General features: G+C 70.8%; 18 protein-coding genes. 9 read left to right on the top strand and 9 right to left on the bottom strand.

Features of this window, described 5'->3' with window-relative positions; all coding sequences use genetic code 11:
* Positions 1-54 precede the first annotated feature (54 nt).
* Together AB0I79_RS16900 and AB0I79_RS16905 are read right to left on the bottom strand one after the other, a co-directional pair.
* Positions 55-678, bottom strand: a complete 624-nt coding sequence (locus AB0I79_RS16900) for a TetR/AcrR family transcriptional regulator (protein ID WP_357873250.1) — start codon at positions 676-678, stop codon at positions 55-57.
* A 73-nt stretch (positions 679-751) separates the two neighbouring features.
* Entirely contained in the window at positions 752-1579 is an 828-nt protein-coding gene (locus AB0I79_RS16905; protein ID WP_357873253.1) for a methyltransferase domain-containing protein, read from the bottom strand.
* A 236-nt stretch (positions 1580-1815) separates the two neighbouring features.
* Between AB0I79_RS16905 and AB0I79_RS16910 the strand changes: the two genes are divergently transcribed.
* Positions 1816-2055 carry a hypothetical protein gene (locus AB0I79_RS16910; RefSeq protein ID WP_357873255.1) on the top strand — a complete coding sequence of 80 codons (240 nt, stop codon included), beginning with the start codon at positions 1816-1818 and terminating at the stop codon, positions 2053-2055.
* A 149-nt stretch (positions 2056-2204) separates the two neighbouring features.
* Here AB0I79_RS16910 and AB0I79_RS16915 read toward each other — a convergent pair whose 3' ends face one another.
* Together AB0I79_RS16915 and AB0I79_RS16920 are read right to left on the bottom strand one after the other, a co-directional pair.
* Positions 2205-2588, bottom strand: a complete 384-nt coding sequence (locus AB0I79_RS16915) for a VOC family protein (RefSeq protein ID WP_357873258.1) — start codon at positions 2586-2588, stop codon at positions 2205-2207.
* A gap of 89 nt (positions 2589-2677) precedes the next feature.
* Entirely contained in the window at positions 2678-3037 is a 360-nt protein-coding gene (locus tag AB0I79_RS16920; RefSeq protein ID WP_357873261.1) for a metallopeptidase family protein, read from the bottom strand.
* Positions 3038-3417: 380 nt separating this feature from the next.
* On the opposite strand from AB0I79_RS16920, the gene AB0I79_RS16925 reads away from it, so the two are divergent.
* The 5 genes from AB0I79_RS16925 to AB0I79_RS16945 are packed head-to-tail and all read left to right on the top strand — an operon-like array spanning position 3418 to position 7429.
* On the top strand, positions 3418-3786 hold the full coding sequence (locus tag AB0I79_RS16925) for a DUF3499 domain-containing protein (RefSeq protein WP_080042876.1): 369 nt from the start codon (positions 3418-3420) through the stop codon (positions 3784-3786).
* A gap of 44 nt (positions 3787-3830) precedes the next feature.
* On the top strand, positions 3831-5180 hold the full coding sequence (locus AB0I79_RS16930) for a phosphomannomutase/phosphoglucomutase (RefSeq protein WP_357873264.1): 1350 nt from the start codon (positions 3831-3833) through the stop codon (positions 5178-5180).
* Entirely contained in the window at positions 5177-5344 is a 168-nt protein-coding gene (locus AB0I79_RS16935) for a Trm112 family protein (RefSeq protein WP_080042874.1), read from the top strand. Before AB0I79_RS16930 ends, AB0I79_RS16935 begins: the two co-directional genes overlap by 4 nt.
* Complete coding sequence (locus AB0I79_RS16940) at positions 5341-6447, top strand: SIS domain-containing protein (RefSeq protein ID WP_357873266.1); 1107 nt, start codon at positions 5341-5343, stop codon at positions 6445-6447. Before AB0I79_RS16935 ends, AB0I79_RS16940 begins: the two co-directional genes overlap by 4 nt.
* A 49-nt stretch (positions 6448-6496) precedes the next feature.
* A complete protein-coding gene (locus AB0I79_RS16945; RefSeq protein WP_357873269.1) occupies positions 6497-7429 on the top strand; it encodes a cation diffusion facilitator family transporter in 933 nt (310 codons plus the stop codon).
* A 43-nt stretch (positions 7430-7472) separates the two neighbouring features.
* Here AB0I79_RS16945 and AB0I79_RS16950 read toward each other — a convergent pair whose 3' ends face one another.
* Positions 7473-7817, bottom strand: a complete 345-nt coding sequence (locus tag AB0I79_RS16950; RefSeq protein ID WP_357873272.1) for a MerR family DNA-binding transcriptional regulator — start codon at positions 7815-7817, stop codon at positions 7473-7475.
* Between the two features lie 103 nt (positions 7818-7920).
* Here AB0I79_RS16950 and ahcY point away from each other — a divergent pair, with 103 nt between their 5' ends.
* Complete coding sequence (gene ahcY, locus AB0I79_RS16955) at positions 7921-9348, top strand: adenosylhomocysteinase (RefSeq protein ID WP_357873275.1); 1428 nt, start codon at positions 7921-7923, stop codon at positions 9346-9348.
* Positions 9349-9537: 189 nt separating this feature from the next.
* Positions 9538-10773 (top strand): adenosylhomocysteinase, encoded by a 1236-nt coding sequence (locus AB0I79_RS16960; protein ID WP_357873277.1) that lies wholly within the window; start codon positions 9538-9540, stop codon positions 10771-10773.
* An 81-nt stretch (positions 10774-10854) separates the two neighbouring features.
* Here AB0I79_RS16960 and AB0I79_RS16965 read toward each other — a convergent pair whose 3' ends face one another.
* Positions 10855-11823, bottom strand: coding sequence for a WYL domain-containing protein (locus AB0I79_RS16965; protein ID WP_357873280.1), 969 nt, complete (start codon positions 11821-11823; stop codon positions 10855-10857).
* Positions 11824-11875: 52 nt separating this feature from the next.
* Between AB0I79_RS16965 and AB0I79_RS16970 the strand changes: the two genes are divergently transcribed.
* Positions 11876-13021 carry an epoxide hydrolase family protein gene (locus AB0I79_RS16970; RefSeq protein ID WP_357873282.1) on the top strand — a complete coding sequence of 382 codons (1146 nt, stop codon included), beginning with the start codon at positions 11876-11878 and terminating at the stop codon, positions 13019-13021.
* A 69-nt stretch (positions 13022-13090) separates the two neighbouring features.
* Here AB0I79_RS16970 and AB0I79_RS16975 read toward each other — a convergent pair whose 3' ends face one another.
* The 3 genes from AB0I79_RS16975 to AB0I79_RS16985 all read right to left on the bottom strand — a co-directional run bounded on the left by AB0I79_RS16975 (position 13091) and on the right by AB0I79_RS16985 (position 14402).
* Positions 13091-13363: a helix-hairpin-helix domain-containing protein gene (locus AB0I79_RS16975; RefSeq protein WP_357873285.1), complete on the bottom strand. Its 273-nt coding sequence runs from the start codon at positions 13361-13363 to the stop codon at positions 13091-13093.
* A complete protein-coding gene (locus AB0I79_RS16980; protein WP_357873288.1) occupies positions 13360-13626 on the bottom strand; it encodes a BBE domain-containing protein in 267 nt (88 codons plus the stop codon). Before AB0I79_RS16980 ends, AB0I79_RS16975 begins: the two co-directional genes overlap by 4 nt.
* A 143-nt stretch (positions 13627-13769) precedes the next feature.
* Positions 13770-14402 carry a DUF305 domain-containing protein gene (locus AB0I79_RS16985; protein WP_357873291.1) on the bottom strand — a complete coding sequence of 211 codons (633 nt, stop codon included), beginning with the start codon at positions 14400-14402 and terminating at the stop codon, positions 13770-13772.
* Between the last annotated feature and the right edge of the window lie 135 nt (positions 14403-14537).

Consider the following 14537-nt stretch of genomic DNA (forward strand, 5'->3'; position numbering starts at 1 on the left):
GGGAACCGCACCCCGCAGGGGCGCTCGGGCCGCTGCGCACGACGCCGCCCCAGCTCACGCCCGCGCCTGCCCGATGCCGTCCAGTACGGCGCTGACCAGGTCATCGACGAACTCGACGGTCAGGTCCTGAGGGGCGGAGGCGTCGTACAGCAGCCCCGTGAGGACCGTCTCGTGACAGACCCCGACGATCATCGCCACGGCCGCGTCCACCCTCGCGTCCGGGGCGAGCCGCCCCAGCTCGACCTCGGCCCGCAGATATCCGTGGAGCTGATCGCGCCAGTCCTCTCCTGGCACGCCGCTCGCGGTGAACGCGTCGAGGACCTTCGGCCGGCCGATCAGCCCGGCGAACGCGGGCAGCACCGCCTTGTGGAACGCGAGGCCGTACGCGATGTGGGCCCGCAGGTTCTCCCGGACGGGACCGTGGCCGGGCCTGGGCAGCTCGCCCATGCCCTGCCCCACCGCGCGGATGTGCGCGCGCACGGCGAGCGCCAGCAGTTCCTCCTTGTCGGCGAAGTGGTTGTAGAGCACCCCGTCGGCCACGCCGGCCTCGCGGGCGATGGCGCGGACGGTCAGGCCGGTGGTGCCGCGTTCGGCGATCAGGCGTGCGGCCGTGGCGACGAGGTGGTCCCGCAGGGTGAGGTCGGTCCCGTGGAGTGCCGGCGCTTTTCTCGGTGACACCAGGACACCGTATCGAGGGGGAGCGCGATGCCGTGCGCCGCCGCCGGCGCGCTCGGCCGGCCCGATCTTCTGCTCAGCGGTCGGCCCGCACGAGCCAGGCGGCGTTGCGGAGGCGGACGGCGTCCCCGTCCTCGAAGTTCCGGAACGCCGACTCCAGGGCCGTGCGAACCGGCGCCGGATCGGCGCCGCCGAGGTGGTGCTGGACGGGGCCCCAGCCGCTGAAGAACCCGGCCGCGTCCGAGGCGTTCCTGCCGAGCTCGGCCATGGCTTCCGCGTGTGTCACCGTGATGTTCCCGAAGCCCGCTCGCGTGAGCACCTCGCGGATCCGGTCGGGGTCGGCGAGGGAGAGCGGGCCCGAACGATCCGGTGCTGAGGCAGGACGCCAGCCGGGCAGGAGTCCGCTGATGGCCGCCAGGATCGTGCCCAGGTCCGTGCCGTGCGGGTCCTTCATCGTCACGAAGGCGAGGCGGCCGCCGGGCCGGAGCGCCCTTGCGACGTTGCCGAACGCGGCGACCGGATCGCCGAAGAACATCACGGCGAACCGGCTGACCGCCACGTCGAACGAGCCCGCCTCGAACGGGTGGACCTGGACATCGCCCCGCTCGAACGTGATGTTCCGGACGCCCTCGGCGGCGGCCACCGATCGTGCCCGCGCCAGCATCGGTTCCGACAGGTCCACTCCGACGGCGTGCCGGGCGCTGCGGGCGGCGAGCCTGGTGACCTGCCCGTTCCCGCAGCCGATGTCGAGTACCCGGTCGCGGTCGCCGATCCCCGCCGCCTCCAGCAGGGCTTCGTTGAAACCGCTGTTCGTGGCGTCGTAGCGGTCATGGTTGTCGGCCCAGTGCCGGCCCTCGTACCCGTTCCACGCCTTCGCCTGCTCGGTGTTGACGATCGCTTCCATCGGCACTCCCTACGTGAACGACTGTTCATGAACCTATGTTCATAATGGGTCGCCGAGAGGCCCCCGTCAACCGGCGGCGCCGTCGCCGCACGCCGGCAGTGTGATGAGGATGGGGTGACCGGTGGGGTCAGAGATGCACCACGCCCGGGATAACTCAACGTAACTAATGGCTACCTTGCGTCACGGCGAGGTGGTGGCGGAGGGTGATAGTCCGTAGCCACATCGAGGAGGTTCTCGTGCAGACATCCCCCCGTAGGATCGCCGTCGCCGGGGTGATCGCCGCTGCAGCCGGGCTGATCCTGCCTGCCCCAGCCGCACACGCCGTGATAGATCCCACCAAGCTCGCGGTCCTGGAGTCGGCCCAGAAGGTGGATCCGATCCTGATGACCAACTGCACCACCGGCACGGTCGCCGACCCGGCCGGTGCCGTGGTCGTTCCGCCGGAAGTCCCGCTCGTGGGCTGTCTCACGCTCTGACAGGGGCAACGCCGATTCGTGGGCGGCCTCTGCGAGTGCGACCAGCGCCCGCGGAGGGCCGCCTCTTCACGTGAGCTGATCGGAGCGCGTACGAGGGGCGCGACGCGGGTCCCAACCCGATGCGCCCCCCGGGACCGCACCGCGCGTGGCTACTCCACGACCTCCAGCCCGTTCCCGTCCGGGTCCCGCAGGCTGAACATCGGCGGCACGCCCGGCCAGCGCAGCAGCTCGCCCACCTCCGCCCCGCGCTCCACCAGCTCCTTGTGCAGCGCCGCCGCGTCCGGCACCGAGAGCCGGATGCCCGTTTCGACGCCGGCCTTCGCCTCCGGGCCTGCGGGGACCAGCGCGATCGAGGTCGCGGCCCCCGCCGGCGCCACCTCGATCCACCGCCCGCCGAGTTGCTCCACCGGGGCGTCCAGGCGCTTCTCCAGGCCCAGAACGTCCACGTAGAAGGCGACGGCACGGTCCTGATCGGTGACGGGGACACCGACGGTCCTGATGCCGGTGATCGCTGTGTCCACTCGCTCGCTCATCTTGAGTCTCCTGTCGTCTGCTCGCTGAGTTGGACTCGTGGATCGTCCTGAACTCATCGCGGCGGACCGGAGACACCGGGGGAACCCGGCTAGCGGCGGTCGTCGTAGCCCGGGTCCACGGTTTCCGGGGCCAGGCCCAGCAGCGTGGCCACCTGCTCCACCACCGTGTCGTGGACCATCGCACCCAGCGTGTCCCTGTCCCGGGCGCGGGCCTCCAGCGGCCGGCGGTACACCACGATGGAGGCGGGGGACTGGCCGGTGGCGGCGTCGGCGCGGCCGAAGGGGATCGGGTCGGAGTTGAGGCGGGGGCCGTCACCCAGCTCGCTCAGCGGCGGGACGTCCTCCACCGCGAACTCCACCGCCGACAGCTGCCTCTCCCAGCGGGGCCTGAGGCGGTCGACCGCGTCGAGCACCAGGTCGTCGAAGCGTTCGCTGCGGGACTTGGCCATGGGGACGTGGGAAGGGGCGAGCGGGCCGCGGAGGCCGCGACCGTGGCGATCGCGCCGTCTGGGACCGCGCTTGGGTATCACGTGTGCAAGTGTACGGGGCCGCTTCGCCGATCCTCAGGAGCGCCGCCGGGGCAGATCGAGGTGGTGGCACGGGGTCGCCTCCCCGCTCATCGGGAGCGTCGCGGGCAAGATCGGGGTGGTGCGGAGGATTGGGCAGGTCAACAGGTGGGGAAGCCGGGGAAGGTGGTACCGGAGCAAGGGGAGGAGGGTTCGGGGCATGTGGGTGGAAACGCTGCGACAGGTGTCCGAATTGTGGCGACACGCTCGTTAAGAGCGCTCAGGTAGTGGCGCCTCGCACTCTTACCAGATACGGTCCCTCCGTGAGCCCCGTCCGCCGCTGTTCCCGCACCGCCTGCAGCCAGCCTGCCGTCTTCACGCTCACGTACGTATACGCCGACTCGACCGCTGTTCTCGGCCCTCTGGCGACGTACGCGGAGCCACACTGTTATGACCTGTGCGCCGAACACGCCGAGCGGCTGACCGCCCCCCGCGGCTGGGAGGTGGTGCGGCTGCCGACGGACGGCGCCTCGCCCAGCTCCGACGATCTCGAAGCGCTGGCCAACGCGGTCAGGGAGGCCGCGCGGCCCACGTCGTCCGGTGGAGGTGAGCCGGTCGGGCAGGGCGTCGAGGTGAGCCGCCGCGGGCACCTGCGCGTCCTGAGATCGGCCCAGCAGCACCGCGACCGGTAGGCTCGTCCTGTACGGCGGAAACGACCGAGGGGCGGAGCTGGAGAGTGGGCGACCTCGCCAAGATCTTCAAAGCGTACGACGTTCGCGGGGTTGTGCCCGACGAGCTGGACGAGCCGACCGCCGAGGCCGTGGGGGCGGCGTTCGTCGAGGTGACAGGGGCCCGGTCGGTGGTGGTCGCGCATGACATGCGCGAGTCGTCCCCGCTGCTGGCGGAGGCCTTCATCAGGGGCGCCCGCTCGCGCCGTGCCGACGTGGTGCACGCCGGGCTGGGCTCGACCGACCTGCTCTACTACGCCAGCGGCAGCCTGGGGCTGCCCGGGGTGATGTTCACCGCCAGCCACAACCCCGCCCGCTACAACGGCATGAAGATGTGCCGGTCGGGCGCGGTGCCGATCGGCGGTGACACGGGGCTGGCGGAGATCCGCGACAGGGCGGCGGAGCTGGTCGGAGTGACGGCCACGCCCACCGGCTCCGTGATCGAGAAGGACCTGCTCCAGGGCTATGCCGACCACCTGCGCGGGCTGGTCGACCTGAGCGGCATCAGGCCGCTGAAGGCGGTCGTCGACGCGGGCAACGGGATGGGCGGTCACACCGTTCCCGCCGTGTTCGAGGGGCTGCCGATCGAGCTGACCCCGCTCTACTTCGAGCTCGACGGCGCCTTCCCCAACCACGAGGCGAATCCGCTGGAGCCGCAGAACCTCCTCGACCTGCAGCGGGCGGTCATCGACAGCGGCGCCGACCTGGGGCTCGCCTTCGACGGCGACGCCGACCGGTGCTGGGTGATCGACGAGCGGGGCGAGTCGGTCCCGCCGTCGGCGATCACCGCCCTGGTCGCGGTGCGCGAGCTGGCCAAGTACCCCGGTGCGACGATCATCCACAATCTGATCACCTCGCTGGGCGTGCCGGAGATCGTGCGCGAGCACGGCGGCGTGCCGGTGCGCACGCGGGTGGGCCACTCGTTCATCAAGGCCGAGATGGCCAGGTCGGGGGCCGTGTTCGGCGGTGAGCACTCGGCCCACTACTACTTCAGGGACTTCTGGTTCGCCGACTCGGGGATGCTGGCCGCCATGCACGTGCTGGCCGCGCTGGGGGAGCAGGAGCGGCCGCTGTCGCAGGTCGTGGAGTCCTACGCGCGTTACCACGCCTCCGGCGAGGTCAACAGCACGGTGTCCGATCAGGCGGAGGCGCTGCGGCGGGTGCGGGAGGCGTTCGCGGGGCGCGGCGAGTTCGACGAGCTCGACGGGCTGACCGTGAGCGGGTCCGGCTGGTGGTTCAACCTGCGGCCCTCCAACACCGAGCCGCTGCTCAGGCTGAACGCCGAGGCGGCCGACGAGAGCAAGATGACGGCGATCAGGGACGAGGTCCTCGCCATTGTGGGAAAGGTGTCAGATTGAAGATCGACGACTGGCTGCTGGAGATCCTCGCCTGCCCGGCGTGCAAGGCCCCGCTGCGGGCGGAGAACGAGGCGGAGGAGCTCGTCTGCACCGGCTGCGGCCTGATCTACCCGGTCCGGGATGACATTCCCGTCCTGCTCGTCGACGAGGCCAGGAAACCGTGACCTGGGAGCCGGAGCGGCTTGACGACCAGCGTCACCTCGGCGAGGGCGATCCTGGGGGCATGCTTCCGGCCGTCGCGGCCTCCGCGGCGCACGTACGCACCGGCTACCGCACCGCCGTCGAGGCCCGCCTCGACCGCCTGGCCGATCACGGGCGCCCGCGCGCCATCGTGGTCGCGGGCATGGGCGGCTCCGCCATCGCCGGCGACATCCTGGCGGCGGTCGTCGGCAACGGCGCGCCGCTGCCGATCGTGACCCTGCGCTCCTACCAGCTCCCCGGCTGGGTGGGGGCCACGGACCTGGTCATCGCCGTCTCCGGCTCGGGCACCACCGAGGAGACGCTGGCGGTCGCCACCCAGGCGGTGCGGCGCGGCTGCACGCTGCTCGGCGTCGGCGCTCCCGGCTCCCCGCTGGAGGCCATCGCCACCCAGGCGTCAGCCGTCTACGTGCCGGTGCCGGTCACCGGCCAGTCCAGGGCGAACCTGTGGCTGCTGAGCATCCCCCCGATCGTGGCGGCGGCGGCGCTGCGGCTGGTGTCGGTGGAGGCCGACCTGTTCGAACGGGTGGCCAGGCTGCTGGAGGACATGGCGCACCGGTGCCGTCCGTCGAGCGAGTCGTTCATCAATCCGGGCAAGTCGCTGGCGATGGATCTGGCCGAGAGCGTGCCGATGGTCTGGGGGTCGTCTCCGGCGGCGTCCGTGGCGGCGTACCGGCTGGTCTGCCAGCTCGGTGCGAACGCGAAGTATCCCGCCATCCACGGCGAGCTGCCCGAGGCCGACCACCATCAGGTGGAGGTCCTCGACGGGCCGATGGCCGAGCGCGACATCTTCGCCGACGCGGCGGGCCGCACGCTCAGGCTCGTCGTCCTGCGCGATGTCGAGGAGCACCCTCAGGTGACGCGGCGGCGCGAGGCGTCGCTGCGGCTGGCACGCGAGCGCGACGTGCCGGTCACCGAGCTGACGGCCGAGGGGGAGCATCCGCTGGAGCGGATGGCGAGCCTCATCGGGCTCGGCGACTATGCGAGCACCTATCTGGCCCTGGGTTATGACATCGATCCGACCTCTGTGTCAGCGATCACTGAGGTAAAGGCGAGGATTTCCCAATAGGATCCTCTATCAGGCCTTTGTAGGTGATCTTTATGACTGGAGTAGACCGGTGAGCGCGAGCGGCGGAACAAAAGCAATCGTTGCGGCCTTGGTCGCGAACCTGTCCATTGCCGTGGCCAAATTCGTGGCAGCGTTCTTCACCGGGTCCTCCTCGATGCTGGCGGAGGGCATTCACTCGGTCGCCGACTCGGGCAACCAGGTGCTGCTGCTGGTCGGCGGCAAGCGGGCGGCCAGGGCCAGAACGAAGGAGCACCCGTTCGGCTACGGGCGCGAGCGGTACTTCTACGCGTTCGTGGTGGCCGTGGTGCTGTTCACGATCGGCGCGGCGTTCTCGCTGTACGAGGGTGTGCACAAGATCTCCGACCCGCACAAGGTGGAGGCGCCCATCTGGGCGTTCGCGGTGCTGATCTTCGCGATCATCGCCGAGGCGTTCTCGTTCCGTACGGCGATCATCGAATCCAACGCGGTCCGCGGAAAGCAGTCGTGGGTGGCGTTCATCCGCCGCTCCAAGTCGCCCGAGCTGCCCGTCATCCTGCTGGAGGACCTGGGCGCGCTGTTCGGCCTGATCTTCGCGCTGTTCGGTGTGACGATGGCGGTCGTCACCGGCGACGGTGTCTGGGACGGCATCGGCACCCTGATGATCGGCGTGCTGCTGGCCGTGATCGCGGTCGTGCTCGCCATCGAGACCAAGTCGCTGCTCGTCGGTGAGGGCGCCTCGCCCGACGTGGAGGACCAGATCAGGACCGCGCTCGAAGGGGCGCCCGAGGTGTCGCGCGTCATCCACATGCGCACGCTGCACCTGGGCCCGGAGGAACTGCTGGTGGCCGCGAAGATCGCGGTCGAGCACAACGACACGGCGGCCGAGGTGGCGTACGGCATCGACGAGGCCGAGCGGCGCATCCGCGAGGCCGTGCCGATCGCGCGCGTGATCTACCTGGAGCCCGACCTGGACCGCCTCAAGAGCACCTCCCCCTCCGGCTGACCGGCCGGATGGGCGGCGGTGCGCTCGGCGTGCCGCCGCCCGTTCAGCGGGCGCCGCTGGAGGGGCGGAGCAGGCGCAGCGCCTTCTCCTTCTCGAAGTCCAGGGCGCGGCGGGGCACCTGGATACGCCCGATGCGAACCCCGAGGTCGCGTACGGCGGCCGCCACGGCCGGCTCGCTCAGCACCCGCAGCGCGAACGCCAGCTCCGCGGGCGACACGTCGAACTGCTTCTCCAGCTCCACCCCCTGAGCCACGGCGGCCAGCTCCTCGGGCCCGAAACGCCGGTGCGCCCCCTGCTCGCGCACCGGCGGGAGCAGGCCGAGCGCCTCCCGGTACCGGAGCATTCGTGGGGACATACCGAGCCGCTTGGCCGCTTCCGTGATGCGCATTCTTACATTCTTACGTCAGGTTAGCCCCTCATGAGATGCGTCCCCGTACGAGCGCCGCCTAGACTCGTCGGCGACAACCATCAGTGACGCGAGGGGAAACCCGATGGACTTCAAGGTCGCAGACCTTTCACTTGCCGACTTCGGCCGTAAGGAAATCCGGCTCGCCGAGCACGAGATGCCCGGCCTCATGGCGGTCCGCAAGGAATACGCGGCCTCCCAGCCCCTTCGCGGCGCGAAGATCATGGGCTCCCTGCACATGACGATCCAGACGGCCGTCCTCATCGAGACGCTGGTCGCCCTCGGCGCCGAGGTGCGCTGGGTGAGCTGCAACATCTTCTCCACCCAGGACCACGCCGCCGCCGCGGTCGTCGTCGGCCCCAACGGCACGGTGGACGACCCGCAGGGCGTCCCGGTGTTCGCCTGGAAGGGCGAGACGCTGGAGGAGTACTGGTGGTGCACCGAGCAGGCGCTCACCTGGCCTGACGGCGACGCCCCCAACATGATCCTCGACGACGGCGGCGACGCGACCCTCCTCGTGCACAAGGGCGCCGAGTACGAGAAGGCCGGCGCCGTGCCCCCGGCCACGGCCGAGGACCCGGAGGAGTGGCACGTCATCATCGACCTGCTCACCCGCACGGTCGGCGCCGACAAGAAGTGGACCCGGATCGCCGAGAGCATCAAGGGCGTCACCGAGGAGACCACGACCGGCGTGCACCGCCTCTACGAGATGCACAAGAACGGCCAGCTCCTCTTCCCGGCGATCAACGTCAACGACTCGGTCACCAAGTCGAAGTTCGACAACAAGTACGGCTGCCGCCACTCCGTCATCGACGGCCTCAACCGCGCCACCGACGTGCTGATCGGCGGCAAGGTGGCCGTGGTCTGCGGCTACGGCGACGTCGGCAAGGGCTGCGCCGACGCGCTGCGCGGCCAGGGCGCCCGCGTCATCGTCACCGAGATCGACCCGATCTGCGCGCTCCAGGCGGCCATGGACGGCTTCCAGGTCACCACGCTGGACGAGGTCGTCGGCATCGCCGACATCTTCGTCACCTGCACCGGCAACTTCAACATCATCACCGCCGAGCACATGGCGAAGATGAAGCACCAGGCGATCGTCTCCAACATCGGCCACTTCGACAACGAGATCGACATGGCCGGCCTGGGCCGCACCGAGGGCATCGTCAAGAACAACATCAAGCCCCAGGTCGACGAGTGGGTCTTCCCCGACGGGCACTCGATCATCGTCCTCGCCGAGGGCCGCCTGATGAACCTGGGCTGCGCGACCGGCCACCCCAGCTTCGTCATGTCCAACTCGTTCACCAACCAGGTGATCGCGCAGATCGAGCTGTTCACCAAGACCTCCGAGTACCCGATCGGCGTGTACACGCTGCCCAAGCACCTGGACGAGAAGGTCGCCCGCCTGCACCTCGACGCCCTGGGCGTGAAGCTCACCGAGCTGACGAAGGAGCAGGCCGCCTACATCGGCGTCCACGTCGAGGGCCCCTACAAGTCCGACCACTACCGTTACTGAAAAAGATCAAGCTCCGAGAGGTTGCTGCTCGCCTCTCGGAGCTTTCCCATTTCCCTCTACTTACGGCAAGCCGGGGTCACCCGCACGCGCCGATGTCACCTCCGTCCGTCATGGCCGGTCGTGAAGGCTCACGGGCCGGGCGCCGTGACGAGCGTGACCTCGGCCGTCTTCTTCGGTTTAAGGTTGGCCATGGACCTCAGTGAAAGCGGTGAGCGGCAGATCTCCTGGGCCGCCCGCTCGATGCCGGTGCTCACGGCGATCGGTGAGCGGTTCGCGCTCGAACGGCCGCTCGACGGGCTGAGGATCGCGGCCTGCCTGCACGTCACCGCCGAGACCGCCGTGCTGCTGGGCGCCCTGAAGGCGGGCGGGGCCGAGATCGCGCTGGCCGCCTCCAACCCCCTCTCCACGCAGGACGACGTCGCTGACGCGCTCAGAAGTTACGGGATCGCGGTGCACGCCCGCGCCGGGGTCGATCGGGCGACCTACTACCGGCACATCCACCAGGCGCTCGACCTGGGCCCCGAGCTCGTGCTGGACGACGGGTGCGACCTGGTGAACATCCTGCACACCGAGCGCACGGATCTGCTCGACGGGGTCACCGGCGGGTGCGAGGAGACCACGACCGGGATCATCCGGCTGCGGCAGATGGCGGCCGAGGAGGCGCTGCGGTTCCCCGTCGTGGCCGTGAACGACACCCGGACCAAGCGCATGTTCGACAACCGGTACGGGACCGGCCAGTCCACGCTGGACGGGATCATGCGGGCCACCAACACCATGCTCGCCGGGCGGACCGTGGTCGTGGCCGGGTTCGGGTACTGCGGGCGCGGGGTGGCCGAGCGGGCCAAGGGGTTCGGGGCGCGGGTGATCGTGACCGAGATCGACGCGGTGAAGGCGCTGGACGCGACCCTGCAGGGGTACGAGGTGCGGCCGATGGCGCAGGCCGCGCTGCTCGGCGACCTGTTCGTCACCGTGACGGGCAACCGCGACGTGATCAGGGCCGAGCACCTGTCGGTGATGAAGGACGGGGCCATCCTGGCCAACGCGGGGCACTTCGACGTGGAGATCGACGTGCGGGCCCTGGACGAGATGGCCCACGAGGTGCACCGGGGCGTGCGGCCCAACACCGACGAGTACGTGATGCCCGACGGGCGGCGGCTGCTGCTGCTGGCCGAGGGGCGGCTGGTCAACCTCACCGCCGCCGAGGGGCATCCGGCGGCCGTCATGGACATGTCGTTCTCCGCGCAGGCGCTCGCAGTGGCGTGGCTCGTCGGGGAGCGGGCGAATCTCGCGCCCGGCGTCTACGACGTGCCGGAGGAGATCGATCACGAGGTGGCCAGGCTCAAGCTCGCCGCCACCGGCATCGGCATCGACCTGCTGACGGCCGAGCAGGAGGAGTACCTGCACTCCTGGCGGATGGGCTCCTAGGGAGCCGTGCGGCGGGTGCGCCCGGCTCCTACGGGGAGCCGTGCGGCTGCGCCCGCGCCGCCCTGGACCGGCGAGGAGCCGTCAGGCGGACAGGTGATCCCGGGCCGCGCCGGTGAGGCGGGCGCCGAGGTCGCGGATGTGCCGGACGAGCTCGGGCGGCTCGTGCACCTCGAACGGAACGCCGAGCTGCGCGACCCACATGGCCAGCTCGTCGAGGGAGTTCGATCCGGTGCTGAGGACGCAGGCGTCGTCGCCGGCGGGCTCGACCACCGCCATCGTCGGCGGCATCCGGGCGGCGACCACGTCGGCGGAGGCGTGCACCGTGAAGCGGCCGCGGTAGCGGTAGGGGTCGACGGAGATCCGTCCCGAGACGTAGCGGACGAGGTCGTCACCGGGTGGCCGGCGGGGCGTGAAGCGGGGCCCGTTGGGCGTGTGCAGGCGCAGCCGGTCGACGCGGAACGTGCGCCAGCCGGCCCGGCCGGTGTCCCACGCCACCAGGTACCAGCGGCGACCCGAGTTGACCAGCCGGTACGGCTCGGCGGTGCGGACGTCCTCGGCGCCGTCGTGGGAGCGGTAGCCGAAGCGCAGGCTCTCCCGGTCGCGCACGGCCGCGGCGATCGCGGTGAGCACGGCCGGGTCGACGGCCGAGGCCGTGGACCCGGCCAGCGGGACCGTGACCGACCGCAGGTTGCCGACGCGGTGCCGGAGCCGGGACGGCAGGACCTGTTCGAGCTTGGTGAGGGCACGCAGCGAGGTCTCCTCGATGCCCGCCACGCCGGAGACGGCGGCGGTGCCGAGCCCGATGGCGACCGCGACGGCCTCGTCGTCGTCGAGCAGCAGCGGCGGGAGCCCGGCGCCCGCGCCCAGCCGGTAACCGGGCGCGCCCGCGGTGGCGTGCACGGTGTAACCGAGCTCGCGCAGCCGGTCGATGTCGCGCCGGATCGTGCGGGGCGAGACGCCGAGCCGCTCGGCCAGCTCCGCGCCCGGCCAGTCGCGGGGGGTCTGCAACAGCGAGAGCAGCCGCAGCAGGCGCGCCGAAGTCTCCAGCATGACGTCCATCCTAGGACCGGATCTGTCCTAACCCGTTCCTAGCATGAGGGACATGACCGAAGACCCGCGAATCCGCCCCTTCCGTATCGACATCCCGCAGGCGGAGCTGGACGACCTGCACGCCCGGCTGGCCGCGACCCGCTGGCCGGACGAGCTGCCCGGGGTGGGCTGGTCCTACGGGGTCCCCACCGGCTACGCGAAGAAGCTGGCCGATCACTGGCGCACCGGCTTCGACTGGCGTGCCGCCGAGGCCAGGTTGAACGCCTTCCCGCAGTTCACGACCCCGATCGACGGCCAGAACATCCACTTCGTGCACGTCCGCTCGCCAGAGCCCGACGCGCTGCCGCTGATCATCACGCACGGCTGGCCCGGCTCCGTCGCCGAGTTCCTGAAGGTCATCGGCCCGCTCACCGATCCGGCGGCGCACGGCGGCGACCGCGCCGACGCCTTCCACGTCGTCGCCCCGTCGATCCCCGGCTTCGGCTTCTCGGGGCCCACCACCGAGACCGGCTGGGACCTGCAGCGGGTCGCGCGGGCCTGGGCCCAGCTCATGGACCGGCTCGGCTACCGGCGCTACGGCGCCCAGGGCGGCGACAGCGGCTCGGTCATCTCGCCGATGCTCGGCCGCACCGTCCCGGAGAACGTGATCGGCGTGCACGTCAACGGCGCGCTCGGGTTCCCCACCGGCGACCCGTCGGAGCTCGCCGGGCTCACCCCCGCCGAGCTGGCGCGCCTCGACCAGTACCAGGACCAGGACGGGGCGGGCTACGCGATCATCCAGGCCACCCGGCCGCAGACTCTCGCGTTCGGGCTGCACGACTCGCCCGCGGGCCAGCTCGCGTGGATCGTGGAGAAGTTCAAGGAGTGGACCGACCCGGCCCGCGACCTGCCCGAGGACGCGGTGGACCTCGACCAGTTGCTCACCGACGTGAGCATCTACTGGTTCACCGGGACGGCTGCCTCGGCCGCCCGCCTCTACAAGGAGGGTCAGCAGGGATGGGGTGCGGTGGCCGAGTACTCGGCGCTGCCGCACGGGGTCGCCGTCTTCCCCGGCGACGCGGGGGTCCGCCGGATCGCCGAGCGCGAGCACAACGTCGTGCACTGGTCGGAGTTCGACCGGGGCGGCCACTTCGCCGCGATGGAGGCACCCGACCTGCTCGTCGACGACATCCGGGCCTTCTTCCGCCCCCTGCGATGACCCCTGAGGGCGCGGCCCGGGCGCGGGGCGAGCGGCCAGGCCGGTGCGTGGCTTGTGCTCTCGCCGGCCTCAGGGCGCCTGGTTCTGCGCCAGCAGGCGCTTGCGCTCGGCGGTGTAGTGCCACCACGGGAGGGCCGGCTCGCCCTCGGCCTGGCGTACGGCGGACATGATGGTGTCGAGCAGGCACGGGTCCTCGCGCTTGCCGCCGGCGGCCGACATCCGCTCGTACAGGTCGAGCGGGTCCTGGCCGTCGAGCTGGTCGACGCGGGTGATGCCGATGCGTTCGAAGCGGGCGGCCACGGCACGGCCGACGTTGAGCAGGTCGGTGAGGTTCGAGGTCACCGGGTCTCTCCTTCGTCCGATGGCGGGATGTTGAAGTTGATCCGGAACAGGTTGCGCGGGTCGTAGCGGGCCTTGAGCGTGGTGAGGCGCGGCCGCCGACGCAGTTGGCCACCCGGCCGCACCGGGGCGACCACGTCGTGCTCGCCGGCGGCGGCGAACACGCAGGCCGGGCGGGACTCGCCGGCCGCCCGGTTCAGCCCCAGCCGGTTCTTCTCGTAGCCGGGCTGTCCTGGACGGAAGATCGTGCCACTGCTCGTCCTCATGCAGGCGACGGTATGCGGGGCGCTCCGGGCGCGGCTTGCAGGAATCGGACGTCCGGCGAGGAGCGGGGATCGGGGGCCGGTACTGCGAGGACCGGCCGGCCGGCGGGCGGTCCGGCGAGGGCCGGTTCCGGGGGTTCAGAGGTTCAGGGGGCGGTCTGCATCTCCTGCATGCGGCGGATCTCGGCCGCCTGCTCCACGCTGACGTCGGACGCCAGCTCCTCGATCTTGATGTGCGCCCCGCCGGTCAGCACCTGCTTCGACATCTCGATGGCGCCCAGATGGTGCTCGATCATGAGCTGCAGGAACATCCGGTCGAACTCCTTGCCCTGGGCCGCCTTCAGCGCCTCCAGCTGCTCGGGCGTGGCCATCCCCGGCATGCCGTCGTGGCGGCCGTGGTGGTCGGGCACCGCCTGCTCCTGCTCCCGCAGCCAGGTGGACATGTACTGGATCTCGGGGCCCTGCACGTCCTGGATCCGGTCCGCCAGGTTCTTGAGCTTGGCGGATGCGGCGCGGTTCGGGGCGAGCAGCGCCATGTCCACGGCCTGCCGGTGGTGGACGATCATGTTCTGGACGTACGTCACGTCCGCGGCGTTGGCGGTGGCCGAGGGGACGGCGGTGGCGGCCTCCTCAGGGGAGAGGGTCTTCGCCTGCTCACCCGGGCGGCCGGGGGCGATCACCGGTGCTGAGGAGTCGGCCCTGGGGGCCTGCGGGGTCGTGCCGGAGCTGCAACCCGACACGGCGACGGCAAGGGCCACGACGACGAGCGCAGCGCGCACTCAGCCTCCTGACTGAACGGGGTACAGCATGCGCACTCTAGGTGAAAACCGTACTAATTGAAAGAGGTCGAATCGCAACAAAATTTGACATGTTGGACGCTGGTCGGCGAGGCCGGGAGGGGTGAGGATTGCGTA

This window comes from Nonomuraea sp. NPDC050202, assembly GCF_040656115.1.
Lineage (GTDB): Bacteria > Actinomycetota > Actinomycetes > Streptosporangiales > Streptosporangiaceae > Nonomuraea.

Excerpts from the sequence above, each read along its gene's own strand:
- AB0I79_RS16905 (WP_357873253.1), bottom strand. The coding sequence starts at position 1,579 with ATGGAAGCGATCGTCAACACCGAGCAGGCGAAGGCGTGGAACGGGTAC.
- AB0I79_RS16915 (WP_357873258.1), bottom strand. The coding sequence starts at position 2,588 with ATGAGCGAGCGAGTGGACACAGCGATCACCGGCATCAGGACCGTCGGT.
- AB0I79_RS16920 (WP_357873261.1), bottom strand. The coding sequence starts at position 3,037 with ATGGCCAAGTCCCGCAGCGAACGCTTCGACGACCTGGTGCTCGACGCG.
- AB0I79_RS16950 (WP_357873272.1), bottom strand. The coding sequence starts at position 7,817 with ATGCGCATCACGGAAGCGGCCAAGCGGCTCGGTATGTCCCCACGAATG.
- ahcY (WP_357873275.1), top strand. The coding sequence starts at position 7,921 with ATGGACTTCAAGGTCGCAGACCTTTCACTTGCCGACTTCGGCCGTAAG.
- AB0I79_RS16960 (WP_357873277.1), top strand. The coding sequence starts at position 9,538 with ATGGACCTCAGTGAAAGCGGTGAGCGGCAGATCTCCTGGGCCGCCCGC.
- AB0I79_RS16965 (WP_357873280.1), bottom strand. The coding sequence starts at position 11,823 with ATGCTGGAGACTTCGGCGCGCCTGCTGCGGCTGCTCTCGCTGTTGCAG.
- AB0I79_RS16970 (WP_357873282.1), top strand. The coding sequence starts at position 11,876 with ATGACCGAAGACCCGCGAATCCGCCCCTTCCGTATCGACATCCCGCAG.
- AB0I79_RS16980 (WP_357873288.1), bottom strand. The coding sequence starts at position 13,626 with ATGAGGACGAGCAGTGGCACGATCTTCCGTCCAGGACAGCCCGGCTAC.